This window comes from Mesorhizobium sp. f-mel (genome assembly GCF_053850215.1).
This window is the reverse complement of the sequence record NZ_JBSPTO010000020.1, coordinates 1-24,680: the sequence shown is the minus strand read 5'-3', so window position 1 is coordinate 24,680 and position 24,680 is coordinate 1. Positions and strand designations below refer to the sequence as shown.

General features: G+C 63.5%; 22 protein-coding genes. 8 read left to right on the top strand and 14 right to left on the bottom strand.

Features of this window, described 5'->3' with window-relative positions; all coding sequences use genetic code 11:
• Nucleotides 1–51 precede the first annotated feature (51 nt).
• Nucleotides 52–750 (bottom strand): hypothetical protein, encoded by a 699-nt coding sequence (locus ACWUKX_RS21825; RefSeq protein WP_456008907.1) that lies wholly within the window; start codon nucleotides 748–750, stop codon nucleotides 52–54.
• A 249-nt stretch (nucleotides 751–999) separates the two neighbouring features.
• Between ACWUKX_RS21825 and ACWUKX_RS21820 the strand changes: the two genes are divergently transcribed.
• Entirely contained in the window at nucleotides 1,000–1,434 is a 435-nt protein-coding gene (locus ACWUKX_RS21820) for a hypothetical protein (protein WP_456008906.1), read from the top strand.
• A 133-nt stretch (nucleotides 1,435–1,567) separates the two neighbouring features.
• Entirely contained in the window at nucleotides 1,568–2,434 is an 867-nt protein-coding gene (locus ACWUKX_RS21815; RefSeq protein ID WP_456008905.1) for an ADYC domain-containing protein, read from the top strand.
• Nucleotides 2,435–2,497: 63 nt separating this feature from the next.
• On the opposite strand, the gene ACWUKX_RS21810 is transcribed toward ACWUKX_RS21815, so the two are convergent.
• The 5 genes from ACWUKX_RS21810 to ACWUKX_RS21790 form a co-directional block, all read right to left on the bottom strand.
• Nucleotides 2,498–3,382 carry a patatin-like phospholipase family protein gene (locus ACWUKX_RS21810; protein WP_456008904.1) on the bottom strand — a complete coding sequence of 295 codons (885 nt, stop codon included), beginning with the start codon at nucleotides 3,380–3,382 and terminating at the stop codon, nucleotides 2,498–2,500.
• Nucleotides 3,383–3,402: 20 nt separating this feature from the next.
• A complete protein-coding gene (locus ACWUKX_RS21805; protein WP_456008903.1) occupies nucleotides 3,403–4,755 on the bottom strand; it encodes a M16 family metallopeptidase in 1,353 nt (450 codons plus the stop codon).
• A 250-nt stretch (nucleotides 4,756–5,005) separates the two neighbouring features.
• Nucleotides 5,006–6,370 carry a M16 family metallopeptidase gene (locus tag ACWUKX_RS21800; protein ID WP_456008901.1) on the bottom strand — a complete coding sequence of 455 codons (1,365 nt, stop codon included), beginning with the start codon at nucleotides 6,368–6,370 and terminating at the stop codon, nucleotides 5,006–5,008.
• A 96-nt stretch (nucleotides 6,371–6,466) separates the two neighbouring features.
• Nucleotides 6,467–7,021 (bottom strand): 16S rRNA (guanine(966)-N(2))-methyltransferase RsmD, encoded by a 555-nt coding sequence (gene rsmD / locus ACWUKX_RS21795; protein WP_456008899.1) that lies wholly within the window; start codon nucleotides 7,019–7,021, stop codon nucleotides 6,467–6,469.
• Nucleotides 7,002–8,990, bottom strand: a complete 1,989-nt coding sequence (locus tag ACWUKX_RS21790) for a pseudouridine synthase (protein WP_456008898.1) — start codon at nucleotides 8,988–8,990, stop codon at nucleotides 7,002–7,004. The genes rsmD and ACWUKX_RS21790 overlap by 20 nt, the downstream gene beginning before the upstream one ends.
• Nucleotides 8,991–9,166: 176 nt before the next feature.
• Between ACWUKX_RS21790 and ACWUKX_RS21785 the strand changes: the two genes are divergently transcribed.
• Nucleotides 9,167–9,619 (top strand): nucleoside deaminase, encoded by a 453-nt coding sequence (locus tag ACWUKX_RS21785; RefSeq protein WP_456008897.1) that lies wholly within the window; start codon nucleotides 9,167–9,169, stop codon nucleotides 9,617–9,619.
• Nucleotides 9,620–9,648: 29 nt separating this feature from the next.
• Here ACWUKX_RS21785 and ACWUKX_RS21780 read toward each other — a convergent pair whose 3' ends face one another.
• The 3 genes from ACWUKX_RS21780 to ACWUKX_RS21770 form a co-directional block, all read right to left on the bottom strand.
• The gene (locus tag ACWUKX_RS21780; RefSeq protein WP_455848329.1) at nucleotides 9,649–10,326 is read right to left on the bottom strand and encodes a hypothetical protein; all 678 of its coding nucleotides are present in this window, start codon (nucleotides 10,324–10,326) and stop codon (nucleotides 9,649–9,651) included.
• 189 nt (nucleotides 10,327–10,515) lie between these two features.
• Entirely contained in the window at nucleotides 10,516–13,500 is a 2,985-nt protein-coding gene (ileS, locus tag ACWUKX_RS21775) for an isoleucine--tRNA ligase (RefSeq protein ID WP_456008896.1), read from the bottom strand.
• A gap of 307 nt (nucleotides 13,501–13,807) precedes the next feature.
• Nucleotides 13,808–14,620, bottom strand: coding sequence for a MipA/OmpV family protein (locus ACWUKX_RS21770; RefSeq protein WP_456008895.1), 813 nt, complete (start codon nucleotides 14,618–14,620; stop codon nucleotides 13,808–13,810).
• 209 nt (nucleotides 14,621–14,829) lie between these two features.
• Here ACWUKX_RS21770 and ACWUKX_RS21765 point away from each other — a divergent pair, with 209 nt between their 5' ends.
• Nucleotides 14,830–15,384 (top strand): HdeD family acid-resistance protein, encoded by a 555-nt coding sequence (locus tag ACWUKX_RS21765; RefSeq protein WP_029354161.1) that lies wholly within the window; start codon nucleotides 14,830–14,832, stop codon nucleotides 15,382–15,384.
• A 2-nt stretch (nucleotides 15,385–15,386) separates the two neighbouring features.
• Here ACWUKX_RS21765 and ACWUKX_RS21760 read toward each other — a convergent pair whose 3' ends face one another.
• Both ACWUKX_RS21760 and ACWUKX_RS21755 read right to left on the bottom strand, forming a co-directional pair.
• Nucleotides 15,387–16,370, bottom strand: coding sequence for a bifunctional riboflavin kinase/FAD synthetase (locus ACWUKX_RS21760; RefSeq protein WP_456008894.1), 984 nt, complete (start codon nucleotides 16,368–16,370; stop codon nucleotides 15,387–15,389).
• 9 nt (nucleotides 16,371–16,379) lie between these two features.
• Complete coding sequence (locus ACWUKX_RS21755) at nucleotides 16,380–17,240, bottom strand: TIGR01459 family HAD-type hydrolase (RefSeq protein ID WP_456008893.1); 861 nt, start codon at nucleotides 17,238–17,240, stop codon at nucleotides 16,380–16,382.
• 350 nt (nucleotides 17,241–17,590) lie between these two features.
• On the opposite strand from ACWUKX_RS21755, the gene ACWUKX_RS21750 reads away from it, so the two are divergent.
• Both ACWUKX_RS21750 and ACWUKX_RS21745 read left to right on the top strand, forming a co-directional pair.
• Nucleotides 17,591–19,552, top strand: a complete 1,962-nt coding sequence (locus tag ACWUKX_RS21750) for a hypothetical protein (protein ID WP_456008892.1) — start codon at nucleotides 17,591–17,593, stop codon at nucleotides 19,550–19,552.
• 154 nt (nucleotides 19,553–19,706) lie between these two features.
• Entirely contained in the window at nucleotides 19,707–20,339 is a 633-nt protein-coding gene (locus tag ACWUKX_RS21745; RefSeq protein WP_456008890.1) for a LysE family translocator, read from the top strand.
• 90 nt (nucleotides 20,340–20,429) lie between these two features.
• On the opposite strand, the gene ACWUKX_RS21740 is transcribed toward ACWUKX_RS21745, so the two are convergent.
• On the bottom strand, nucleotides 20,430–21,257 hold the full coding sequence (locus ACWUKX_RS21740) for a DUF2189 domain-containing protein (protein WP_456008888.1): 828 nt from the start codon (nucleotides 21,255–21,257) through the stop codon (nucleotides 20,430–20,432).
• Between the two features lie 174 nt (nucleotides 21,258–21,431).
• Complete coding sequence (locus ACWUKX_RS21735) at nucleotides 21,432–22,136, bottom strand: glutathione S-transferase family protein (protein ID WP_456008887.1); 705 nt, start codon at nucleotides 22,134–22,136, stop codon at nucleotides 21,432–21,434.
• Between the two features lie 106 nt (nucleotides 22,137–22,242).
• Between ACWUKX_RS21735 and ACWUKX_RS21730 the strand changes: the two genes are divergently transcribed.
• Both ACWUKX_RS21730 and ACWUKX_RS21725 read left to right on the top strand, forming a co-directional pair.
• Nucleotides 22,243–22,608, top strand: coding sequence for a winged helix-turn-helix transcriptional regulator (locus tag ACWUKX_RS21730; protein ID WP_065009653.1), 366 nt, complete (start codon nucleotides 22,243–22,245; stop codon nucleotides 22,606–22,608).
• Between the two features lie 501 nt (nucleotides 22,609–23,109).
• Nucleotides 23,110–24,306, top strand: a complete 1,197-nt coding sequence (locus ACWUKX_RS21725; RefSeq protein WP_287382265.1) for an MFS transporter — start codon at nucleotides 23,110–23,112, stop codon at nucleotides 24,304–24,306.
• Nucleotides 24,307–24,473: 167 nt separating this feature from the next.
• On the opposite strand, the gene ACWUKX_RS21720 is transcribed toward ACWUKX_RS21725, so the two are convergent.
• A partial coding sequence (locus ACWUKX_RS21720) for a hypothetical protein (protein ID WP_456008886.1) occupies nucleotides 24,474–24,680 on the bottom strand: 207 nt, incomplete at its 5' end.

Sequence of the window (24,680 nt, the reverse complement as noted above, 5' to 3'; positions counted from 1 at the left end):
AGAGCTTTAAAGAGGCTGAGCCGTCCAGCTGGTACGGTTTATGGCTTTGCCCTACGCGATCGGCCTGCGCGCCCGGCGATATTCCCGTCGCAGGCTTCGAATGGCGTCGCGGACCACGGGAATGGTCCAGCGCGCGGTCATCGTCGCAATCAGCAGTCCGGCAACCGGATCGACGAAGCGGGCAATCATCGTGCCTTCCCAGATCATTGCGGTTGCGAGCGATGCCGCGATAAGCAGGTTCGATGAGAGCTTATCCGAAAACAGACAGATTTGCGCGCGTGCCAGCGCGGAGGCGGCAAGCGCATTGCGCGCTTTCCAGCGGCCCAGGATCCACAAATTGACCACTGCGTAGGTTAGGTTCAGACCCATGGCGAGAACGACGCCTTGGCCATGGGGTTCGGTTCCGCCGGCCGCGATCCGCTGGACCGCGATGCTGGCGACGACGGCCATTGAAAGGCACATGCCCAGCGCAGCGAACGCATTGGCGAGCGTCTCAGCCAAGGCCGTCTGACGCTTGCGGCCGGTGCCCTCGTTGTTGCGGCCGCCAGTCACGATCGCGACGGTGGCCAGCACCAGCATGTCCATCAGCGTCAGTGCGAGATCGGCGCGGATGGTCAGCGACGTGGACGTCGCCGCCGCATATGCCGTCAGCAGCAGGCCCGGGCTGCCGGCCAGCACCGCCAGACGTGCCGTGCGGGCAGCCGTCGCCTCGCCAATCGATCGGTCAGTGGTTTTTCGCAAAGGTTGCATCGCCAGAAATCTCCTCGTTTCTGGCGTCACCGATGACGCAGGGATGTTGCGCGGGTTTGCCGAATTGCCGGCCGAAGGTTTCCTTTGTGTCGCCGCGCAGGCACGTCAGGGGCGGCGTCCGGACACATCGCAACAATCGAAACAATTCGGACCGAATTCGGCATTCGTCCGAAACAGTCGGGAGCGAGAAGCCGCCGCATGGAGCGAACCCGATGGGACGGCTCCGCTGAAAACGAAAAGGGAAATTAAATGTTTCGCTTCAAGACTTACCTGGCTGCTGCCTCGGCAATGGCATGCCTCGCGACCCCGGCCAGCGCCGAGTGGCCCGTCGGCACCGGGAACGGCAAATCGCTGAACGGCCTCAAGCACAACTCGTTGACCAGCAATTCGCTCACCAGCAATACCATCTTCCCGAACGGTCTCGGCGTCTACGCACTCAACGGCGTGCATGCCGAAGGCATCGTTCTGGCGAAAAATCCCGCTCCGGCCGGCAGGTCCGTCGTCGACCCGAACGACCGCTCCGTCGTTGACCCGAACGACCGCAACTTGCCCGCTGTCCAGAAGGACAATGTCCGGTCATCGACCGCCGGCAAGAAAAGCAACGGCCTTCCGGCTGGCGAGCACGGCACTGGCAGCGGCGCCGGGACCAACCATGATCGGCCGACCCCCTCGCCGAGGCGCTAGGCCTCACTTGTTAAAGGAACGGACGGCCTCGCGCCCTCCGTTCTGCGTCAAACGATACAGCTACGAAACGCCCCGGCCTTTGGCCGCGCTTCACCCGATCCCCGCTCGCAAGACGTGCTTTCAGGAGCCAACAATGTCAGCCTACAGAAACCGCCTCGCCCATATCGGCCGCCGCGCATTGGTCGCCGTCGCCGCAGCCATTTCCAGCGTGGCAGCGGTGCCTCTCGCAGAGGCCGGGACCGGGCAAGCGATCAGCTCGATCTCCGTTGTCGGCACAAGGTTCGACGTATCGATGGGAGAAGGTCGCGTTGTTCCTCAAGCGGATCTCGTCGGCGCCGTTCTGACGATTGGCGATGGACAAGACCAGGTGCCGCTTCGCATCGACGCGGTCGAGATCGATCCGAGGAATCCGGATGGCGGGATCATGCTCTACGCCATGTCGACCCGCGACCCGGCTGGCGGTGCATGGCGCAACATTTGCGAACCGGACATCGAGGGCCGGCGCATGGGCTTTCCGCTCGCCGGCACCTGGACGCAGGACGGCCGCCATTTGCCGTCCGACACTGCGTTCAGCATTACCTGCACCGGCGGCGCGCAGGCGAAATGCGTGCGCTTCGGATATCGGCCCTGGGAAAGGTCGCCGGATGGCACACCGCTGTGGGATCATCATCAGGCATGCACCCGTATGATCCGCGCCGATTATTGCGGCGATGGCCTCGGCCATACCCGCAACGGGACGCCGATCGTGATCTACGATCGCAAGGGCATTCAACAGAACGAGGCCGCGCCTGATATGTCGTTCGAGGCGGCTTGGGGTGCCGACGGCGCGCTTTGCGTCAGCCACACCAGAATACCCGACGTGCTCACGATGGAGGGGCTTGCGGCGATCTGCCCGGATGTGCAGCAACAGCCAAGGACAGCGACGTGCGAAAGCGATGCCCGGGCGCTGATCCTCAACCGTTCGATCGACCAGCGAACGGTTCAGGCCGCGGCGGAATAGTCATATCGCGAAGGGTCTGCTGGGCTTATCGCAGTGCGCTCGTTCGATTGAGGCCACCAAACGTCAGACTTTCCGCGCCACGCCCCCCACCTGCTTGGTGCGCTTGCCCGTGTCGACCTTGGCCCGCGCCTCCACCGCCTTCTCGATCTCCCGCTTCAGCTCATCTTTGATATCAGCCGTTTCGGCCATCAAGGCGTCGATCTTCATGAAATCGAGCACGCGGTATTTCGACACCGCCGGCCTGACCAGTATGTCCGGCTGGCATTGCCTCAGCTTGGCGGCGATGATCGACTGCATCATCAATTGCGTGGCGCCGAACATCAGATCGACGGAGGTCGGGTATTTGCGCCCGCTTTTGGTCGGCGCGCCAACGACGTCGACGGCGATGATGATATCGGCGTCGTGCTCGATCAGATCGAACGGCACCGGATTGTAGATGCCGCCGTCGATCAGCAGCCTGCCGTCGCGCATCACCGGGCGGAATACCGCGGGAATAGCCGCCGAGGCGGCAAGCGCCGAATGCAGGTCGCCGTCGCTAAGCACGGCGAGCTTATGGCCGAAGAAATCCGTGGCCGTCACCTTCAGCGGTATTTTCAGCTCGGCGAAGCTTTCGGGTATGGCGTCGGGCATGAATGCCTTGAGGATGCGCTCGACATTGAACTGGGTGACACGCAGCCCGCCCTGCAGCGCCTCGGCAAAGGTGCCTGGCCGCGCCCGCCACATGCGCGCCGCCACCTCGGCGCGGCGGCCGAGGATCGAGCGCATATAGTGGTGAATGTCGCTGCCGGCCATGCCCGAAGCCATACCGGCGCCCATGATGGCGCCGATCGATGAGCCTGATATCGCGACCGGCCTGATACCCAGCTCGTCCAGCGCCTCGATGACATGGATGTGCGCCAGCCCGCGCGCGCCGCCGCCGCCGAAGGCGATGCCGAAGCTCGGGCTCATTACTTGCCCCCCATTTGGGCTCATTCCTCCTTGGCCTCGCCGTGCTTCGGCCCGACGATCATGATGGCCGGCTCGGCGGAGAGCAGTTTTTTCGCCGCCGCCTTGACCTGATCCAGCGTCACCGCGTTGATGAGGGCGGCGCGGCGCTGCATGTAGTCGATGCCGAGCTTGTCGAGCTGCAGTTCGAGCAGCGTCGCGGCGATGGCGCCGGAGGAGTTCAGATTGTTGATGGCATAGGCGCCGATCAAGTATTTCTTGGTCGCCGCCAGTTCCGCTTCGGTCGGCCCCTCCTCGGCCATGCGCTTCACCACGTCGCGCACGACGGCCAGGGTGTCCGCCGCCCGGTCCGCGCGGGTCGCCGTGGTGATGGCCAGGGCGTTGGCGTGCTGGTGGTCGACCAGGTCGGAGCTGGCGCTGTAGGCCAGGCCGCGTTTTTCGCGCACCTCTTCAAACAGCCGCGAGGTGAAGGCGCTGCCGCCGAGGATCTCGTTCATCAGAACCGCGGCGAAGAAATCCGGCGCACTCCGCTTGACGCCGGGATAGGCGAGTTGCAGCGACGTCTGGGGCTGGTCGTAATTGACCTCGAGTTGCTGGTTGAGTTTCGGATCGACATCGGCGACGGGCGCGAGCGCCTGGTGTTGCGGCAGGCCGCCGAAGACCATATCGAGCTTTTTCTTCAACGTCTCGGCATCGATGGCACCGACCACCGCCACATGCAGACCATCGCGAGCGAAGTTCGCCTTGTGAAAGGCGATGAGATCGTCCGGCGTGATCGTGGTGATGCTTTGCCTGGTGCCCTGGTCGGGCCGCGCATAGGGATGGGTGCCGTATAGTGCCTCAAGCCATTTGCGCTGGGCGAGCGTGTCGGGGTCAAGCTCGTTGGCGATGATGCCGGACAGCACTTGCGCGCGGATGCGGTCGATTGGCGCCTGGTCGAAACGCGGCTCTGTGACCGCCAGCCGCAACAGGTCGAACGCCGCGTCGCGCTGCTCGGCCAGCATGCGCATCGAGCCGTAGGTGCCGTCGCGCGCCGCCTCGAAGCTCATCTCGGCACCGACGTCGTCCAGCTTTATCTGGAAGGCCTCGCTGTCAAGATCGCCGGCGCCCTCGTCGAACAGGCCGCTCATCAGATTGGCAAGCCCTTCCTTCCCAGCGGGATCCTGCGTCGTGCCGCCGTCGAAGACGAAGCGGATGGCGACCAACGGCACGGAATAGTCCTCAACCAGCCAGGCGGTGATGCCCTTTGGCGACGTCACCTCCTGGATGCTCATGGCCGCGCGAGCAGTGAGTGACGGCAGGATGAGGAAGAATAGGGAGAGGAGCAGGGTGAATAGAGGGGTGGCGGCACGCTTCAGGACAGTCGCTTCGGACAAATGGTAGCTTCCAACTAATGTTCGAGACGAATAGCTGTCGGTGTCAGCGCCGCCCCTCATTGCCCTGCCGGCATCCTCTCCCCGTATAGTGACGGGTAGAGGGGCGCTCTCGTCGGCGGTTTCGCCAACCACCAGCGTTGCAGAAACAGCGCTGGGGTTGCGGCCAGCCCCCTTCTCCCCGTCACTATACGGGGAGAAGTGCCCGGCAGGGCGATGAGGTGCAGCGCCAACGTTCAAGTTCCTCATCAAATCAATTCCCCGCCTGTGTCTGCGGCAAGAGATAGCCTGATGTCGAATGGTTGAGATTGAGATAGCGAGCTGCAACGTCCCTGACTTCGTCGGCGGTGACCCTGCGGATGCGGCCCGGCCATTCCTCGACATCCCTGACGCTGCCGCCGGTGGCGAGCGTCGCGCCGTAGATGTTGGCCATCGAATCCTGCTTGTCGCGGGCGAAGATCATCGAGCGGACGAAACGATCCTTGGCCTTCTCCAGCTCGCCTGACGTGACGCCGTCCTTGGCGATGCGGGCGACCTCGGCCTCGACCGCCGCCTGGACATCGGCCAGCTTGGCATCGCCGCGCGGCGCGCCATAGACGGTGAAGTTGGTGGCATCGAGCATGGTGCCCTGGAAGAAGGCGCCGGCCTCGGCGGCGATGCCCTGCTTGACGACAAGCTGCTGGTGGAGCCGGCTGCGGCTACCGCCGCCGAGGATCTCCGCCAGCAAGTCCAGCGCTTCCGCTTCGCCCGGCTTTGCAGTGTGATCGGAGGGAACCACCCATTGCGTCGAAAAGTTCGGCACACTGACACGCGCGTCAGTGAGCGTCACCGTGCGCCTGGTGTTCTGCTCGGGTTCGACCGGACGGATGCGCGGCGGCAGGTCTGGACCACGCGCAATCTTGCCATACGTCTTTTCGGCCAGCGCCTTGACCACCTCCGGGTCGACATCGCCGGCCACCACCAGCACGGCGTTGTTGGGCGTGTAATATTTGTCGTAGAAAGCCTTGGCGTCGGCGCGGTTCAGCTTCTCCATCTCCTGCATCCAGCCGATCACCGGAATGCGATAGGGCTGGTTCTGCCACAGCGTGGCGTCGACCTCCTCGCCGAGCACCGCCTGCGGATTGCTGTCGATGCGCGAGCGGCGTTCCTCCAGGATCACGTCGCGCTCGGTGGCGATGACATTGTCGTTGAGGATGAGGTTGCGCATGCGATCAGCCTCGAAATCCATCATCTGCTCGAGCGCCTGCGGCACCACCGTCTCGTAAAACGCGGTGTAGTCATAGGAGGTGAAAGCGTTGTTCGAACCCCCGATCGCGGAGACGGCGCGGTCGAACGCGCCGGCCGCGTGATTGGTCGTCGCCTTGAACATCAGATGCTCGAAGAAATGGGCGATGCCGGACTTGCCGGGCGGCTCATCCGCGCTGCCGATCTTGTACCACACCATATGGGTGACGATCGGCGCCCGGTGATCGGGAATGACGACAACCTCCATGCCGTTGTCTAGCAGGAAATTCGTCACCTTGCCGTCGTCCGGCTTGTTGTCGGCCAGCACCGGGCCGGTCATCACGAGAGCCAGCGCCAAGAGCGTTCCGCGCAGCCATTCAGCGTGAGATGTCATCAATGGCTCCGGTTGTCATGGGCGGGACGATAGGCGGGGATGGCGATACAGGCAAAGTGATTTGTTCGTCATTTTCGCGCGCAAAGGAGGCCGAACTCAGGCGGCTTCGATGAAGCGGATAACCGTCTCGCCATAGCTGCGCTCATCGACAACCGAAAAGCCCGGCCCTGCCTCGAACGGCGCCGCTGCCGCCTCCTCGACGACGCAGAGCGCGCCGGGGGCGAGCCAGCCGCCGGCCTTGGCCGAGCGCAAGGCACGCTCGCCCAGGCCCTTGCCATAGGGCGGATCGGCGAACACCAGGCCGAACGCGGCCATCGTGCCCGCGTCGCCCAGAGCCGTAGCGTCGCGACGGAATATCTTGGTACGCCCGGTGAGGCCGAAGGCCTCGACATTGGTGCGGATCAGGCCGCGCCCTTCCGCCGATTCTTCGATGAAGACGCCATAAGATGCGCCGCGTGACAGCGCCTCGAGTCCGAGCGCGCCGGTGCCGGCGAACAGGTCGAGCACGCGCGCGCCGACCAGCCTAACGGGAAAGCGATGCGCCAGCACGTTGAAGACAGCCTCGCGGGTGCGGTCGGTGGTCGGGCGGATGGCGCTTGAGCGGGGCGTCGCCAGCGGACGCCCGCGAAACTCACCGCCGACGATCCGCATTGCCTCCCCTTGATCCCTTGGGGCCGCTGCGCGGCCGGTCGCCGCCTTTGCCGCTATCACTGCTGCCGGAATATGGGCGTTCGCCATGCGGCTTGCCGAACGGCTTTGCCCCTCCGGGTTTGGCCGGCTTGCCGTAAGACGGCTTGAACGAGGCCTTGCGTTCCTTGGCTTCGGCCGCCTTGGCGGCGTCGGCGTCCGCCCTGCCCTTGCCGATCGGCCGCGCGCCCGGCGCCATCCAGACATTGGCCTTGCGCTGGCCCGGCGGCTCGATCGGACGCTGCTCGCGTTCGGACTTTTTCCCGCCGCCCGGTTTTCCGCCAAATCCGCCCGGCCCGCTACGTTCAGATTTGGGGCCGCGATCGCCAAAGCCGCCGCGTTCAGGCCCGCTGCGTTCAGATTTTGGGCCACGCTCACCAAAGCTCTTTTCCGGCCCAAAGCTTCTGCCGGGACTTGTCGACAGCTTGCCCAGCGCCTCGTCGCGGCTGCCTTCGCGCCGTTTGCGGTTCTTGATCAATCCGCCTTCGCCGATCGGGCGGCGTTCGCCGTCGCGGGTGAATTTCGGCCGCTCAGGTTCCTCTTCTCGCACCGCTTCGCGCCGCACCGGCCTGTTGGAAAACGGCTTGGTGATGTCGGCGTCGAAATTGGCGCCGGACTCCTCGACCAGGCGTTCGCCGAGCTGGTCGCGCAGCACCCGGCCCTTGATCTCCAGCACATGGCCCTCCGGCAGGTCGTCGAGCTGGAACGGTCCGTAGGAAATGCGGATCAGTCGCGTCACGTCGAGGCCAAGCGAGCCCAGTATGTTCCTGACTTCGCGGTTCTTGCCTTCGCGCAGGCCGAGCGTCAGCCAGGCGTTGGTGCCTTGCTCGCGGTCGAGCGTCGCCTCGATGGCGCCATAAAAGACGCCGTCAACGGCAATGCCTTCGCGCAAGCCGGCGAGCGCACTTTCCTCGACCTTGCCGTGGACGCGCACGCGGTAGCGCCTGAGCCAGCCGGTCGCCGGCAGTTCGAGCACGCGCGCCAGTCCGCCATCATTGGTGAGCAGCAGCAGGCCTTCGGTGTTGATGTCGAGCCGGCCGATAGTCATCAGCCGCGGCAGCTCGGCCGGCAGCACGTCGAAGACGGTCTTGCGGCCCTCGGGATCACGGTTGGTGGTGACGACGCCGGCCGGCTTGTGGAACAGGAACAGCCGGGTGCGCTCGATCGGCGGGATCTCCATGCCGTCGAGATGGATGATGTCGCCAGGCATAACATTGAAGGCGGGCGAGGACAGCACCCTTCCATTGACCTTGACGCGGCCGGCCGCGATCAGCTCCTCGGCATCGCGGCGCGAGGCAAGGCCGGCGCGGGCCAGCCGCTTGGCAATGCGCTCACCAGCCTCTTCCGTCGCTTCGGCGGGACGCGGGCGAGGCTTGAAGCCGCCGGCCGATGCCCCTTGGTGCCGATCACCGGCAAAATCGCGCTTGGGGCGATCACTGAAGTCTCCCTTGGGACGGTCGAAGCGCCTTTCGCCGCGCTCGCCTGCGGCAGCTGCCGGCCGGTCACCGCGTGGCGCATAGGGTTTGCGCGGCCCCTCGCGCTTTTCATAGGGCTTGCCTTCAGGGCGCGGCCCCTTGCCGAACGGCCGGTCGCCACTTTTGAAGTTGCGCTTCGGCCGCTCGCCGTCAGCCGCCATCGGGCGGTCGCCGCGCGGGGCGTATGGCTTGCGCGGCCCCTCACGCTTTTTATAGGGCTTGCCTTCAGGGCGCGGCCCCTTGCTGATCGGCCGGTCGCCGCTTTTGAAGTCACGCTTAGGCCGCTCGCCGTCAGCCGCCATCGGTCGATCGTCGCGCGGCGCGTACGGCTTTTTCGCGCCGAAGGACGGCTTACCGCCCTTGCCGGCAGCGGTATCACGACCACGCGGGCCCGACGGTTTCGGGCCGTTCTTGCGGGGACCCTTTTGGCGCGGGAATTTCTTGTCTTTGTCGTCCATGTGGCTTTTGCTCGTTTGCACTACAGCGCCGCGCGTCCGTACGGACGCGCAAAGGACGCTGTAGGACTTTGATTTGGCGCATGATCCCTTCCGAAACCGATTCCGGTTTTCGGGGTCATGCGCTAGATAACAGGATCACGCCGGAGTAGCGAGGAGATAATAGGAATGGAAACCGCTTGAAGCGGCCGGATTTCATGGCGCTGGCGCTGAAGGAGGCCGAAGCCGCCGCCTTACGCGGCGAAGTGCCGGTCGGCGCGGTCATCGCCAGCGGCGATATGGTCGTTGCCAGTGCCGGCAACCGCACCCGCGAGCTTTCCGACCCCACCGCCCATGCCGAGATGCTGGCGATCCGCGAGGCCTGCCGCAAGCTGTCGAGCGAGCGGCTCACCGGCCACGATCTCTATGTGACGCTGGAGCCCTGCGCCATGTGCGCCGGCGCCATTTCCTTCGCCAGGTTGCGCCGGCTTTATTTCGGCGCCGCCGACGAGAAGGGCGGCGCTGTGGTCAACGGCGTGCGCTTCTTCGCCTCACCGACCTGCCACCATGTGCCAGAAATCTATCCAGGCATGGCCGAAAACGACGCGGCGCTGCTCCTGAAGGATTTTTTCAGAGAGCGACGCGAACCGTAGCGTCGCCGGATTTCCCTGGGGCCGGCAGCTTACCACGGCAGCCAGTCGAACATGCCGCCGCTCTTGTTCTTGGCGGCCGCTTCCTTCTTGAGGCGGCGTGCTTTCTTGTATTCGTCCTCGCCGAGGTCGTCCACCGGCGCGGTGGCGGCAGCGGCGCGGTATTGCACCGGCGGCTCGCTCAGATATCTGCGGGTGTTCGGATCACCCTGCTTGGCTTCGGCGAGGCGGCGCTTGACCTCGGCGGCGCGGCCCTTGTCCGAATCCGCGGGCGTCCAGGCCGGCGGATGACTGGAAGCCGACTGCGCCATCGCAGTCTTGACCGCCGACGGATCCGTCTGGACGTCATCGACGATCTGCGCCTGGTAGTCCGGATCGTCCTGATGGAGCGTCGCCTCGGCGCGCAGGCGAGCGCGGCGTTGCTCGGGCGATTCCGGCCAATCGGCGCTTGCCGTCGCGATGCTGTCCTGCGGCGGCGGCAGTTCCTTCTGACCCGGCGCCGGCTTCACCAGTTCGGGGCGCGGCTTGTAGTCGATCTTTTCCTTGTTCTTCGGCATGACTGTGAAAGCGCTGGTGAGATCGCCGGCAAGCTGGGCGGAGGCGGTCTTGTCGGTCCCGTAGGTCGGCGAGCCCATGCAGCCGGACAGGGCCAAGCCGGATACGACAAGCGGCGCCAGCAGCGCAACGCGCGCGCAAGTTCTTTCGGTCATGGCAAAAAGTCCCACTCTAGCAGCCTCTCGATCGCCACCGGCCAAAGGCTCGGTCCCCCATCGCCTATGCTTCCGACGGAAATCCGGCGACAATTTGTCGGCCGGAGTTTCGCGTGTTTACCTCAACCGCTCGTTAAGGGCAACGAGCGGGGGCTGATCAGCCGCCCGCCGTGGCATTTGTGCACCGCCTTATATACGACCAAGCGCCTTCAATTCATGCAGGACCGCCGCGTCCCGCGCCGAAACGTCGGGGAATTCCTCGTTCTGCCCGACATCGGCCGTGTAGCGCCATGAGCGCGCGCATTTGACTAGGCCCCGGTCCTCGGCCTTCTCGACCACCACGGCGACGCCCTTGACGTCGTCCAGCGTGAAGGCACCAGAAGGCGCGTCGCCATGCGCAATGACCAGATCGCTGGTGATCGCCATTTCGGCCATGTCGACATCTGATATCGCCGCTTCGAGCGCCGCATCGTCGAGCATGACGACCGGCACCGCTTCCAGCGACGAGCCGATGACCTTCTGGGCACGTGCGATCTCCAGCGCGCCGGTGACGACACGGCGGACCTGCCGCACCTTGCGCCATTTTTCCGCCAGCGCCTCGTTCTTCCAGTCGGACGGGATTGGCGGGAACTGGTCGAGATGCACCGAGACGGCGTCCGGATGGCGGTCGAGCCAAGCCTCCTCCATAGTGAAGGGCAGCATCGGTGCCAGCCATTTCACCAGGCAGTCGAACAGATGGCGTACCACCTGCACGGACGCCTTGCGCTTTACGCTGGACGGCGCCTCGCAGTAGAGCGCGTCCTTGCGGATGTCGAAATAGAAGGCCGACAGCTCGACCACCATGAAGTCGAGCAGCGTGCGGGTGATGCGCTTGAACTCGAAGGCGTCGTAGCCCGCGCGCACGACTTCATCGAGTTCGGAAAGCCGGTGCAGCATCAGCCGCTCCAGCTCCGGCATCTTGTCCAGCGGCACGTCCTCGCCATCGTCATGGGCAAGCGTGCCCAGCATCCAGCGGATGGTGTTGCGCAGCTTGCGGTAGGCGTCGACATTGGTCTGCAAGACGTTCTTGCCGAGCCGCTGATCCTCCCAGTAGTCGGTCGTCACCACCCATAGCCGCAGGATATCGGCGCCCGACTGTTTGATGACGTCCTGCGGCACCACGGTGTTACCGAGCGACTTCGACATCTTGCGCCCCTCCTCGTCCATGGTGAAACCATGGGTGACGACGGTGTCGTAAGGCGCCCTGCCCCTGGTGCCGCAGCTTTCAAGCAGCGAGGAGTGGAACCAGCCGCGATGCTGGTCGGAGCCTTCGAGATAGACGTCGGCCGGCCATTTCAGGTCAGGTCGATCCTCCAGGGTGAAGACATGGGTCGAGCCGGAATCGAACCAGACGTCGAGGATGTCCATCACCTGCTGCCATTTCGAGGCATCGTGGTTGCCGAGGAAACGCTCCTTGGCGCCGGCCGCAAACCAGGCGTCGGCGCCTTCCTTCTCGAAGGCGTCCATGATGCGCTGGTTGACGGCCTCGTCGCGCAGGACATTGCCGTCGGCATCGGCGAAGACGGCGATCGGCACGCCCCAGGCGCGCTGGCGCGACAGCACCCAGTCGGGGCGCTCCTCGATCATGGCGCGGATGCGGTTCTGGCCGGCGGCCGGCACGAAGCGGGTGTCGTCGATGGCCTTCAAGGCACGGCTGCGCAGCGTCGTGCCGTCGCCGAGCTCCTTGTCCATGTAGACGAACCATTGAGGCGTGTTGCGGAAGATGATCGGCTTCTTCGACCGCCACGAATGGGGATAGGAATGCTTCAGCCGGCCGCGCGCGAACAGCGCGTTGCGCTTGATCAGCTCGTCGATGACCGCCTGATTGGCATTGCCCTTCTTGCCGTTGTCGTCGATCACGCGCGCGGCACCGCCCTCGCGGTCCGGGCCGAAGCCCGGCGCATCCTTGGTGAAGAAGCCGGCGTCGTCGACAGGGAACGGGATCGCCGTGTCGATGCCGCGTTGGCGCAGTTCCGATGCAGCATCCGTCCAGGCATCGAAGTCCTCGCGGCCGTGACTGGGCGAGGTGTGAACGAAGCCGGTGCCGGCATCGTCGGTGACGTGGTCGCCGGCGAGCATTGGGACGGGGAAGTCGTAGCCGCCATTCAAATCTTTGAAGGGATGAGAAAGTGTAAGGCTTCCAAGCTCTTCGGCCGAAATGCTACGGAAGCGATTCATCGTCACTTTGGCTTTGGCCGCAGCCTCGTCCGCCAACGCGTCGGCAAAGATCAGCTTTTCGCCAGGCTGCGGGCCGAAAGCATTCTCGGCCGCAGTGACCTTGTAGAGGCCATAGTTGATGCGTGGCGAATAGTTTACGGCGCGGTTGCCGGGTATGGTCCACGGCGTGGTCGTCCAGATGACGACATGGGCCTCCAGCAAGTCCAGTGACGTCTGCGTCAGCTTTGGATCCAAGGCAGGCTGCCCATCTTCGACGTTGGTGACCTGACGAGCGAGGCTGACGACCGGAAACTTCGCCCAGATCGTGTCGCTCTCATAGTCCTGGTATTCGACCTCAGCCTCGGCCAGTGCGGTGCGCTCGACAACGCTCCACATCACCGGCTTGGAGCCGCGATAGAGCTGGCCCGACATGGCGAATTTCAACAGTTCGCCGGCGATGCGCGCCTCGGCATGGAACGCCATCGTCGTATAGGGATTGTCGAAGTCGCCGACGACACCGAGCCTCTGGAACTCGCCGCCCTGCACCTTGATCCAGTGCGCGGCGAACTCGCGGCATTCCTTGCGGAACTCGTTGACCGGGACCTCGTCCTTGTTCTTGCCCTTGGCGCGGTATTGCTCCTCGATTTTCCATTCGATCGGCAGGCCGTGGCAATCCCAGCCGGGCACATAGTTCGAGTCGTAGCCGCGCATCTGGAACGAGCGGGTGATGACGTCCTTGAGGATCTTGTTCAGCGCATGGCCGATATGGATGTTGCCGTTGGCGTAGGGCGGGCCGTCATGTAGCACGTATTTTTCGCGGCCGGCGGCGTTTTCGCGCAGCTTGCGGTAAAGGTCCATGTCCTGCCAGCGCTTGACCAGCAGCGGTTCCTTCTCGGGCAAGCCGGCGCGCATCGGGAAATCCGTCTGCGGCAGATAAAGCGTTTTGGAATAGTCGATCGTTTCAACAGTGTCGGTCATTGGGGTATCGGTCATTGGTCTGCCATATGCATTGCCCGGCAAAAGAGCCCGGGCGTTGAACTATCATGATCTGGAAAAAGCGCGAGAGGCCTAGCGCAAAATTCCCGGCGGCTCCGGCGGCGCTCAAGCCGTCCGGAACACCGGGCTCGTAATTCGTATCGCAATCGCGAGAGGGCGTGAAACGCTCGTCATGGCTGGGCTTTTAGCCGAGACAGGCGATATTGAAAAGCCCGAACTCTCGGTGCCTTTATTGCAGCTAATGACGTCATAACGCATCCGGCCGATAGGCGATTGCCGGGCTAAGCACTCACATCGAGAAATCGAAGCGATAGGTCGTCGATACGCCGATCATGAACTGATCTCTGGAGCCGCGCTCCTTGACCAGGCTGGAATCGGCCGCCGGGCCCATCAGGCGTGAATATTCGCCGAACAGGCTGGCCGTCATCGGCTCGGTCACTTTCCAGGTCACCGCGCCGCCGAGGCCCGCCGACTTCACGCCGCCGCCCGGACGGTATCGGCTGAGGCCCGAAGCCACGGCTTCCTCGGCGTTGACGCCGTAATAGGCGTCGAAATAGTCTGACGAGGCAAACGAGACGCGCGGCCCGCCCGAAATTCTGACGTCGGGCGTCACATCATAGAATGCGTCGGCGGCGATGTCGGCGACAAAGCCGCTATGGGCGCGAATGCCGCGCCGCAATTCGGCGCGGGCGCGCAACCAGTCAAAAGGATAAAATTCGAAGAAGCCGCCGGCTTCGCCACCCCAGCGCACCGGGTCGAGGCCTTTCAGCTCGTCGGCGTCGTCGCCATCGCGCGAAAACAGCAATTTTCCGGTCAGGCCGGCGCGGAGGCCGCCGTCGTCGATCAACGCCAGCGAAATGTTGTCGTTGCGCGAGGTGAAGCGGGCCGCAGGACCGGCCTTGCCGAGCGAGATGATCGGCTGGGCGCTGAGCAGGTACTTCTTGCCGCCCTCAAAGTTCGGCGCGACCATGCCGGTGGCGCCGACCGTCAGATACCAGTCGCCGGACAGCCAGCCCAAAGCGCCCTCGCCGGCTTCGGCGGCAGCGGGCGCGCACAGCACGAAGCTGGCCAAGACCACCTGAAACACCCTGACAGAACGCATCGTCACTCCATACGCACGAAACGCCGGCGGGAACAACCGGCCTGGCCAAGAGCCATGGCGCCGGTTCAGTAAACTTTGATTTAAATTCGAAACGCTGCCTCGCTTTTTTGGCGTGCGTCCGGTGCAAGCTGCTCGCTGGACGGGCAAGGCCTTCGGCGCTACCCTCCAAATCGGCAAGATGCCAGGCGACCTCGATGGAGATGGCGGCGATGACCCTGCAAGGCGATGCTTTAAAAGATGCGATTGGTCAGACGCGGGCGAAATGGGGATGGTTCGTCGGGCTCGGCGTGCTGCTGCTGATCCTCGGCGGCATCGCATTCGGCAATCTGTTCATCGCCACGGTCGCCTCGGTCTATGTCGTCGGCTGGCTGATGCTGATGGCCGGAATCATCGAGATCATGCATGCCTTCGGTGTGAAGACATGGAGCCGGTTCTTCTACTGGCTGCTCAGCGGCCTTCTCTATGCCGTCGCCGGGTTCTTCGCCTTCTACAATCCGCTGCTGGCGTCGGCGGTGCTGACCTTCCTGCTGGCGGTCGCCCTTCTCGCCTCTGGCGTGCTCAGGGCCTGGGTCGGGTACAAGCACAGACCGGAAAAAGGCTGGGGCTGGCTGGTGGCGGCCGGCGTCATCAGCGCGCTGGCGGGCCTGGTCATCGCTATGGGCTGGCCAGTCAACAGCGTATGGGTGCTGGGGCTGTTTCTCGCCGTCGACCTGATCTTCCAGGGCTGGGCCTTCATTGCGGTCGGCCTGGCGCTAAAAAAATAAGCTCAAAAAGCAATGGCCGCGTCGAGATCGGAAAGCGGGCGGACGCCGGCAAGCAGCGCCCTCGCCTCGACCTCGTCGCGCTTCATCTGCGCGACCAGCGCGTCGAGCCCGTCGAACTTCACCTCGGCGCGCAGGAAACCAAAGAAGATCACAGCGCATATCTCGCCGTAGAGATCGCCGGAGAAGTCGAAGACGAAGGTTTCCAGAAGCGGCGCGCCGTTGTCATCGACGGTCGGGCGGCGGCCGAAGCTGGAAACACCATCGTGAAGCGTGCCGTCTGCGCGACGGAAGCGGACGGCATAAATCCCTTCCTTCAGAGTGGCTTCCGGCGAAAGCCTCATATTGGCGGTTGGAAATCCGAGCGTCCGGCCAAGCTGCTGGCCGCCGATCACCTCGCTCTCAACCGTGAAGCGGTAGCCGAGCAGGCCGGCGGCCTCGGCCACCGCGCCTTCGCGCAGCAGCGCGCGGATCCGGCTCGACGACACCACCTCGGCGCCCTCGTCGCGAAACGCGTCAACCAGGGTGACGCCGAAGCCGTGGCGTTCGCCGGCCGCCATCAGATAGGCCGGGCCGCCTTGCCTGTCCTTGCCGAAGTGGAAGTCGAAGCCGGTCACTGCGTGACTGATGCCGAGATTCCTGTCCAGCACGTCGGTCACGAACACTTCCGCCGACAATGCGGCGAAGTCGCGCGTGAACGGCTGTTCGACGAGTGCGGCAAAGCCTAGATACGACAACAGCCGTGCTTTCATCGGCGGCGGCGTCAGCACGAACAGCGGTATCTCAGGCCGGAACACCTTTCTCGGATGCGGCTCGAAGGTCAGCACCAGAGCCGGCACGCCGCGCCGGCGGGCCTCGGCAAGCGCGCGCTCGAGCACCGCCTGGTGGCCGCGGTGCACACCGTCGAAATTGCCGATCGCCACCACGCCACCCCGCAAATGGGCCGGCAGCGGCGAGATTGCAGAAACGCGTTCGAAGGCTTCCGTCATCGAGCGACCCTACTGCAGTCTCGGAATGACCGCGACCGGCCGGTAGCCGTGCCTTTCCAGAAAGGCGATTAGCCTGGCCGGATCCGGTTGTAGCGGATCGCCGTAGTCGCGGGCATGGATGCCGCCCGACACGTAGAGCACGTCGAAGCCGTTGTCGGCAGCACCCTTGATGTCGGTCATCATGCCGTCGCCGATGGCCAGCACGTCCGAGCGCTCGACCGGGTGGCCGAGCAGATCGGCGATCTCCTTCATCGCTACGTCATAGACCGGGGCATAAGGTTTTCCGGCGATCAGCGTCCGCCCGCCGAGCTGGGCATAGTCGCGGGCCAAGGCCCCGGCGCACCAGATCATCCGCTCGCCGCGCTCTACCACGATGTCGGGATTGGCGCAGATGAAGGGCAGGTTCCTGGCGCGTAGCCGCCGCAGAAGATCTGCGTAGTCCTCCGGCTTCTCGACCTCGTCCTCGAACAGCCCGGTGCAGACCACGCCGGATGCCTCGAACTCCTCGACCAGCTCGACATCAAGCCCGTCATAGAGCGTGAAGTCGCGGTCGGCGCCGATATGAAAGATCTTTCGCGGGCCCTCGATGATCAGGTCGCGGGTCACATCGCCGGAGGTGACGACGCGGTCGTAGGCCGCCGAGGGAACGCCGATCGCATTCATTTGCGCCACCACATCGGCGCTGCGGCGTGGCGAATTGGTGATCAGCACCACAGGTATCTTGGCTTCGCGTGCGGTGGCCAGCGCCAGAGCGGCGGCCGGAAAATGTCGTTCGCCATTGTGGACCACACCCCACACGTCGCAAAGAATGGCAGAATAGGCTGCCGACAAATCCGCGAGCGAGCCGATGATATCGGGCGAATCCGCCATATCGTTTCCCAAGTCATGATGGTTGCGAGCGCCGCCGCCGACGATCCGCAGCGACTGGACCGCATTAACCGAAGCTCTTCACCCTGTCACCAGCTTTCGCCGAGTTTCAGCATCGCCGCCCAGCAATGAAGGCATAATCCCAAAGCACAAAAATTTTCGTTTCCAGAGCTTTAGCCGATTCCGGACACTCCGCGGCGGGCCCGATCGCGGGCGGCATTGGCCCCAGCGGCGGCGTGGTTAACGAGCTTTGAAAAAGTGTGTCGATCTTGGACATATTTCAGCAATCTGAAATTTAAGGATTGGTGGCATCTGTTCGCCGACAAAGGGGTTCTGGCGGCGTGCTGACGGCAATGATCCGAAAATTCGGTAGGGACCGGCGTGGCACTTATACGCTGATGACGGTCATCACCATGGTGCCGCTCATGGGCGGCTTGGCGCTCAGCGTCGACTACTCGGAACTGCTCCGCCAGAAGAACGCTACGTTGAATGCCCTGGACGGCGCCGGCCTCGCTACCGCTCATAAGATCGTCGCCGGCGCAAGCGACGACGACGCCAAGGCCTATGCCAAGACTTTCTTCGAAGCCAATCTCGGCCCTGTCGATCCGGCCAATACGGTGCTTACCGTCACCCTGCCCAACAGCAATGCGGGTGGCGGCACGTTGAAGCTCTGCAGCGCCCTGACGTATCGCCCCTATTTTCTGCCGGCCGCCGCTATGCTGATGGGCGGCGGGACGACCAGCGATACAACCTTCACGGCGTGCTCGGAAATCCGCCTCAAGAACACGCTGGAAGTAGCCCTTGTGCTCGATAATTCCGGCTCGATGAATAATCTGGGTTCCGGCACCGGCGCGAAGCGAATAGACCTGCTGAAGACTGCCGCCAAGCAGCTTGTCGATACGCTGGCACTGCAGGCACAGCAGATGAAGCAGGTCACTAAACCGGTGCAGTTCTCCCTGGTGCCGTTCGCTGCTTCGGTCAATGTCGGTCCCACCCATGACCAGGATAGCTGGATGGACCAGGACGGCATCTCCCCGATCCAGCACGAGGATTTCGACTGGACGAAGATGACCCCCGCCAACGATCCGGACAAATACGCTGAGAAGCTCAACGGCGTCTGGTACAAGCGCGGCGCCGGCTGGGGCGACAGCGAGGATCAACCACTGACCCGCTTCAGCCTTTACGCCGACATCACGGTCGAGTCCGGCCGCGAAGAAGTGCCTAACACGAAACAGTATATCTGCGACACTTATAACAAAAAAGGCAACTGCAGCAGCGGCCACTGGACCACTCCGGAATATATCTACACCACTAGTCGCTATGCGAGCTGGCAGGGTTGCGTCGAGGCGAGGCCGCACCCGTATAATAACGACGATACGACGCCGAACACCGCCACGCCTGCCACGCTGTTCGTGCCGATGTTTGCGCCGGACGAGGCTGGCACCCTCTGGCTCGATTTCAACCGCGACGGCGCTAACGACGTGACCTATCTGTCCTATGGTTACGGCAACAACTGGTGGGCCGACTGGCCCAATTACACCGGCAGCCCAACCGCTTCACAGCGGCAGTCGGACATGCGCAAGTATTTCCTGGTCAAGCCTTACGGCTCGCAGTCGGCTGCCTCGGGCGACGGCCCGAATGCGTCCTGCACGACCAACCCGATCACGACGCTCAAAGACGTGAGCCAGCTTGCCCAGAAAGACGAGATCAAGAACGCCATCGACGCCATGGCGCCGAACGGCAATACCAACGTTCCGGAAGGCCTTGCCTGGGGCTGGCGGACGGTGTCGAGCAACGAACCTTTCACCGAGGGCCGGCCGAACACCGAAAGGGGCAACGACAAAGTGGTGATCGTGCTGACTGACGGCGCCAATACCTACAGCGCCGTCAGCGACAGCGGCTATGCCAACAACAGGTCGACCTATGCCGCTTACGGCTACACCGGCCTGACATATCCGGGCTCTGGAAGCGTGACGCGCCTGTTCATGAACACGAGCACGGACATCGGCAAGACCACCTATACGGGCGCCAATTACACCGCCGCTCTGGACGAGCAGATGCAGACCCTTTGCGCCAACGCGAAGAGTTCGAACATTCTCGTCATGACCGTCGCGCTCGACCTGTCGACCACCGATGCCGGCGATAAGAAAGCGCTCGATGCGCTGAAGGCATGCTCGTCGGACTCGCGCTTCCGCATGGATCCCACCGATCCGACCAAACCGGCCAAGCTGTTCTGGAACGCGATCGGGGCGACGTTGTCGGACAATTTCAAGCAAATCGCCAACGAATTGTCGAACCTGCGCATCGTCGGCTGACATGTAAGCGGCGATGCGACGGGCTGGCGCAATGGCTTGCGCTGTCATGCTCTTGCGCGTGCGGACTAGCGAGGGCACTTGGAGCGTTCGCCTGACCGTGCACATCGGATGGAGATCATCGGGAGGCGCGGAGTCGCCATCCGGAGATGCACCTGTGCCCGAAGCCGCCAATCATCTCGCCTTCGCGCTGGTCTGCCTCGGCATGGTGCTGACGCCTGGCCCGAATATGATCTATCTGATCTCGCGATCGCTGTCTCAGGGGCCGAAAGCCGGCCTGATCTCGCTCGGTGGCGTGGCGCTCGGCTTTGTCTTCTACGTGTTGTCGGCGGCATTCGGCATCACCGCGCTGCTGCTTGCCGTGCCTTACGCCTATGATGCGCTGCGCTTTGCCGGCGCCCTCTACCTTTTGTGGCTTGCCTGGCAAGCAGTGAGGCCAGGCGGACGCTCGCCGTTCCAGGTCCGGGAACTGCCGAAGGACAGGCCGCGCAAATTGTTCGCCATGGGCCTGATGACCAATCTGCTCAACCCGAAGGTCGCGGTGCTTTATCTTTCGCTGCTGCCGCAGTTCATCAGCCCCGGCAAGGGCCACGTGCTTTCGCAGCTTCTGGTGCTCGGCACCACGCAGATTGGGATCAGCCTCACCGTCAACGCGATCATCGCGGTTACGGCCGGCTCGATCGCCATCTTCCTCGCCGGCCGACCGCTATGGCTGGTGATCCAGCGTTGGATGATGGGCACGGTGCTGACCGCACTGGCCCTGAAGATGGCAACCGACGCGCAGCGTTAACTAAGAGCATCGGACCCAAAAGTGGGTACCGGTTTTGGGAGAATCCGATGCTCAAACGAAAAGATAGAGCGGCGGCACTGCCGCCGTAGCCTACATCGGCCGCCGGTCCTGCTGCGCCCGCTCCGGTTCGACCACCCTGCGATAGAGGTGCCACGTCGCATGGCCCAGCACGGGCATGACGACGGCGAGCCCGGCAAACAGCGGGATCGAGCCGATGACCAGCAACACGGCCACCATCAGGCCCCACAGCGCCATCTGCAGCGGATTTGTCATCACCGCCCGTGACGATGTCTCGATTGCCGAGACCGCGCCGACATCGCGGTCGAGCAGCAGCGGGAAAGCGACGACGGTCGTCGCCAGCACGATCGCGGCGAAGACGAAGCCAGCCGCATTGCCGAGTAGGATCAGCGTCCAGCCTTTGGGCGTTGTCAGCACCTCGCGCAAAAAGCCGCCGATCGAGGCGGGCGGCTGATTGCCGAACAGGCCGGTGTAGATCGATTGCGCGGTGTACAGCCAGAGCAGGAACAGTGCGACCAGCATGACGCCGATGACTGCGATCGCCGGCAGCGCCGGCGAGTGGCGCACGTCGAGCGCGTGCCACCAAGACGTGTCCATGCCGAGTTCGCGGCGGCGGCTGATCTCGTAGAGGCCGATCGCGGCGAACGGTCCAAGCAGGGCGAAGCCGGACATCAGGGGATAGAGGAGCTGGATGGCGTTGGAGCCGGATGTCGTCCACTGCGCCAGGATCAATCCGACCACCGGATAGATCAGGCACATGAACACGTAATGCGATGGCTTTGCCCAGAAATCCTCGACGCCGAGCCGTAGCACATCCATCAGGTCTGCCGTGGTGATGCGGCGCACCGTGGGCTGCACGTGCATTCCACGCGCGTCCGACATGACATGAAAGCTGGCCATACCATTCTCCCGTGTGTCGGGGCGGCCACCGCCAGGATGGCCGCCCGTAGCTGCCATTTCAAAAGCGATGGCATAATAGCCGAATTCGATGTGATTGTCGCGAATCGGGTGGTGTCGGAGCAAGCGCCGCGCGGCACAGGGCGCGTCCGTGCCGCGCGGCTGGCGTGTGCTAGTCTAGGCACCAAATCGTTCAATTACCTCGGTCAGCCGAATGTGGCCAAGGCAGGCACCCGAACCCGCCGGCTTTTCGCCATCCTCGATGGCCTGCGCATACCGCACGTCCGGATCGCTTTCGATCCGGCGGCGCAACGCCGCCAGCTTGGGGTAGGAGGCGCCGTCGACCGCCTTGTGGAACTCCGCCCAGCGTGCCACGCCAATCAGCGTGGTATCCGCCAGCGTCAGGCGATCGCCGACCAGAAAGTCCGTGTCGACGATCATCGCCTCAAGCCGGTCATGGCGTTCGGCAACGGCCTTGCGGCCAAAGTCGCGCAAGGTCGCCAGCAGGACCGGCTCGGCCGATTCCATTTCATATGCAACCCAGAGCGGAGTGAAAGCGGCGGTGAAACCGGTGTTCACGAAAGCCATCAGCTGATGCATCCGGTCGGCTTCCGGCGAGCGAGGATCGAAGCTGATGCGACGTTGCGTGTCGCGGGCTTCGAGCCAAGCGGCAATCGCCATGGTCTCGGTGAGCACTCTGCCTTGGTCCGTGATCAACACCGGCGTTTCCTGACGGCCGTTGATGCTGGCATAGGCGTCGTTCTTCATTTCGGTGAGCATGTCGACGCGACACAGGCGGTAAGGCTGTCCGAGGCGTTCAAAAGCAGCGACAAGCCCCATCGAACTTCCCGCCGGGACGCCGTAAAGGAGGATAGGTTCCATTTCTTTGTCTCTTCCATGTTAGGGATCACGCTGCGCAGCGAAGCTTGACCCTAAACGCTGGTCGTCCCATGTAAATTACGCACTATTCTGTAACCAGGGACCCGCCATGAAAGATGTCGTCTCACGCTGCCCGATCGAAGAGACCATGCGCGTGCTCAGCGGTCGCTGGCCCACCTTGCTGCTCTACTATCTCAAGGACGGAACCAAGCGCTTCAGCGATCTGAGGCGTGACAACCCGACCGTGTCGCACCGCATTCTGGCGCTGGAACTGCGCAAGCTGGAAGAAGCCGGGATTGTGCGGCGAACTGCGCATGCCGGCTATCCGCTACGCGTCGACTATGACCTCACGGCGCCCGGCCTCAAGCTTGTGCCGCTCATCGACGCCCTGGGCGACTGGTGGGAAGATACCGAGGACGATCGGGCCGGCCAGATTTCATCGACGCCGGAAACCAGGCTCGTCAAGGCGGCCTGACCAGTGGTGAAAACCTGATGCCTGCTACCCGAGGCTGGACACCGCTTTGGGTGGGATTTGCCGTCCGGGCCCAATACCGCAATGCGCGGGTAGCGCCAGAAGCCGTTATTGCCGAGCAGATACTCTAACGTCGCGTTCTGGGCCGCAAGCGGACTTGCGGCTTCGAGGCTCGGAATGTCAGAAGCGGACATTTTGGTGCCCTGCGTGCATCGACGTGAACTGACCCCTCTCGGACCTTCCCTAAATGCAAGATGACGAGCAGGTATTCTGACCCCCAATCCCGACCCTTGACAGCCAAGTGCAATATGCGCCAGCTGCGTCTTCGGTCGTTGCAAGCCCTTTGACACAATATGAATCAGCATTGTTGGGCGGTAGCCTGAGGATTGAAGCCGATATGCGCTTCGCTGAAATGTCTAATGCGACTCCGTCATGATCTTCCGGCCCCGTCGAGCGACGCTGCCAAAGCCGGTGACGCCGAGGTGATGAGGGCAGGCTAGATCAGTGCAGCAGATCCGCCCGGCGACTTTTCTTTTTGCGGCACGAGCCCTGCGCGACATGGGCGACGGCTTCGTGGCAATTCTGTTGCCGGTCTATCTCTTGGCATTAGGCTTCGCGCCTCTGCAGGTCGGCATCATAGCAACCGCATCGCTGCTCGGTTCAGCGCTCATGACCATCGCCGCCGGACTCCTTGGTGCCCGACACGATCACCGCCAACTCCTGCTTGCCGCCGCCAGTCTGATGGTCGCCACAGGTGTGGCCCTTGCTGTGGTCCACGACTACGCGCTGCTTTTGGTGATCGCCTTCGCAGGCACCATCAACCCGTCGGCCGGCAGCGTCAGCGTATTCGTGCCTTTAGAGCATGCCGTGCTCACGCGCGAAGTCACTGATGCCGCCCGGACCAAAATGTTCGCGCGTTACAGCCTGGTGGGTGCGCTCGCAGGCGCGGTTGGCGCGCTTGCTTCGGCGACACCTGATCTTCTGGCTCCAGCCGGCTTCGACCAACTCACCGGCATCAAGGCGATGTTCGTGCTCTATGCATTTCTGGGCCTGCTCGGCGGCCTTCTCTACGCGCGGATCCCGCAGCGCCGTCCAGCGTCGGACTCCGGCACCGCGTCCGCGCTCGGCCCCTCGCGCAATATTGTGTTCAAGCTCGCGGCCCTTTTTAGCCTTGATGCCTTCGCCGGCGGCTTCGTCGTCCAGTCGCTGCTTGCCCTGTGGCTTTTCGAAACATTCGACCTGTCGCTCTCGGAAGCGGGCTTTTTCTTCTTCTGGTCCGGCGTACTTTCGGCGTTCTCATTCCCCGTTGCTGCTTGGCTGTCCCGGCACATCGGGCTCATCAACACGATGGTGTTCACTCACATTCCGTCCAGCATTGCTCTGATGTTGGCGGCGCTTGCGCCCACGCTGCCTCTGGCACTCGCCCTGCTGTTGATCCGCGCTGCGCTTTCGCAGATGGACGTCCCGACGCGATCGTCTTACGTCATGGCCGTCGTCACGGAGGCAGAGCGGGCGACGGCCGCGAGCTTCACATCTGTCCCGCGCAGCCTAGCCGCCGCAGCCAGTCCCGCCTTGGCGGGCGCTCTGTTCGCTGCCTCGTTCCGGGCATGGCCCCTCCTGATCTGCGGTGCCCTAAAGATCATTTATGACCTGCTGCTGCTGATGCAATTCCGGCACCTCAAGCCGCCAGAGGAACGGTGATACAGTGTTGTCGGTTGGGGGTGTGTTATACCAGGACGGCTCGACTGATCAGGCCGGGCCGCGGCCTTGTAAAAGCGGCACCAGCCATCGGGGCTGATTTCATCCGCGACAATCTCGCATGCATTCGGCTTCCGGAAATGGGTGCACCCGGCGAAGAACGGGTGTTGTCATGCATGAAAGCCCCGCCAGCTCGCACTATTGCCCTGCAGATACCGGATCAGCGAATTGTCCCCGTGATACATCCATGCACGAGCCCGATAAACGGAGCCCATATAGTCGGTCATCCGGCTTGCCTGCCGCGACGCGGGGGGCGTGAGGAAGTTCACCTCAAATTGCTCTTCGGAAACAGCACGCGATCGGGTTTTGCATTCATT

What these genes read in the sequence shown, in the direction of transcription:
- ACWUKX_RS21735 (WP_456008887.1), bottom strand. Translation starts at nt 22,136, where the DNA reads ATGGAACCTATCCTCCTTTACGGCGTCCCGGCGGGAAGTTCGATGGGG.
- ACWUKX_RS21810 (WP_456008904.1), bottom strand. Translation starts at nt 3,382, where the DNA reads ATGAGCCCGAGCTTCGGCATCGCCTTCGGCGGCGGCGGCGCGCGCGGG.
- ACWUKX_RS21800 (WP_456008901.1), bottom strand. Translation starts at nt 6,370, where the DNA reads ATGACATCTCACGCTGAATGGCTGCGCGGAACGCTCTTGGCGCTGGCT.
- ACWUKX_RS21780 (WP_455848329.1), bottom strand. Translation starts at nt 10,326, where the DNA reads ATGACCGAAAGAACTTGCGCGCGCGTTGCGCTGCTGGCGCCGCTTGTC.
- rsmD (WP_456008899.1), bottom strand. Translation starts at nt 7,021, where the DNA reads ATGCGGATCGTCGGCGGTGAGTTTCGCGGGCGTCCGCTGGCGACGCCC.
- ACWUKX_RS21790 (WP_456008898.1), bottom strand. Translation starts at nt 8,990, where the DNA reads ATGGACGACAAAGACAAGAAATTCCCGCGCCAAAAGGGTCCCCGCAAG.
- ACWUKX_RS21740 (WP_456008888.1), bottom strand. Translation starts at nt 21,257, where the DNA reads ATGGCCAGCTTTCATGTCATGTCGGACGCGCGTGGAATGCACGTGCAG.
- ACWUKX_RS21825 (WP_456008907.1), bottom strand. Translation starts at nt 750, where the DNA reads ATGCAACCTTTGCGAAAAACCACTGACCGATCGATTGGCGAGGCGACG.
- ACWUKX_RS21755 (WP_456008893.1), bottom strand. Translation starts at nt 17,240, where the DNA reads ATGGCGGATTCGCCCGATATCATCGGCTCGCTCGCGGATTTGTCGGCA.
- ACWUKX_RS21820 (WP_456008906.1), top strand. Translation starts at nt 1,000, where the DNA reads ATGTTTCGCTTCAAGACTTACCTGGCTGCTGCCTCGGCAATGGCATGC.
- ACWUKX_RS21765 (WP_029354161.1), top strand. Translation starts at nt 14,830, where the DNA reads ATGACCCTGCAAGGCGATGCTTTAAAAGATGCGATTGGTCAGACGCGG.
- ACWUKX_RS21770 (WP_456008895.1), bottom strand. Translation starts at nt 14,620, where the DNA reads ATGCGTTCTGTCAGGGTGTTTCAGGTGGTCTTGGCCAGCTTCGTGCTG.
- ACWUKX_RS21730 (WP_065009653.1), top strand. Translation starts at nt 22,243, where the DNA reads ATGAAAGATGTCGTCTCACGCTGCCCGATCGAAGAGACCATGCGCGTG.
- ACWUKX_RS21760 (WP_456008894.1), bottom strand. Translation starts at nt 16,370, where the DNA reads ATGACGGAAGCCTTCGAACGCGTTTCTGCAATCTCGCCGCTGCCGGCC.
- ileS (WP_456008896.1), bottom strand. Translation starts at nt 13,500, where the DNA reads ATGACCGACACTGTTGAAACGATCGACTATTCCAAAACGCTTTATCTG.
- ACWUKX_RS21750 (WP_456008892.1), top strand. Translation starts at nt 17,591, where the DNA reads ATGATCCGAAAATTCGGTAGGGACCGGCGTGGCACTTATACGCTGATG.
- ACWUKX_RS21815 (WP_456008905.1), top strand. Translation starts at nt 1,568, where the DNA reads ATGTCAGCCTACAGAAACCGCCTCGCCCATATCGGCCGCCGCGCATTG.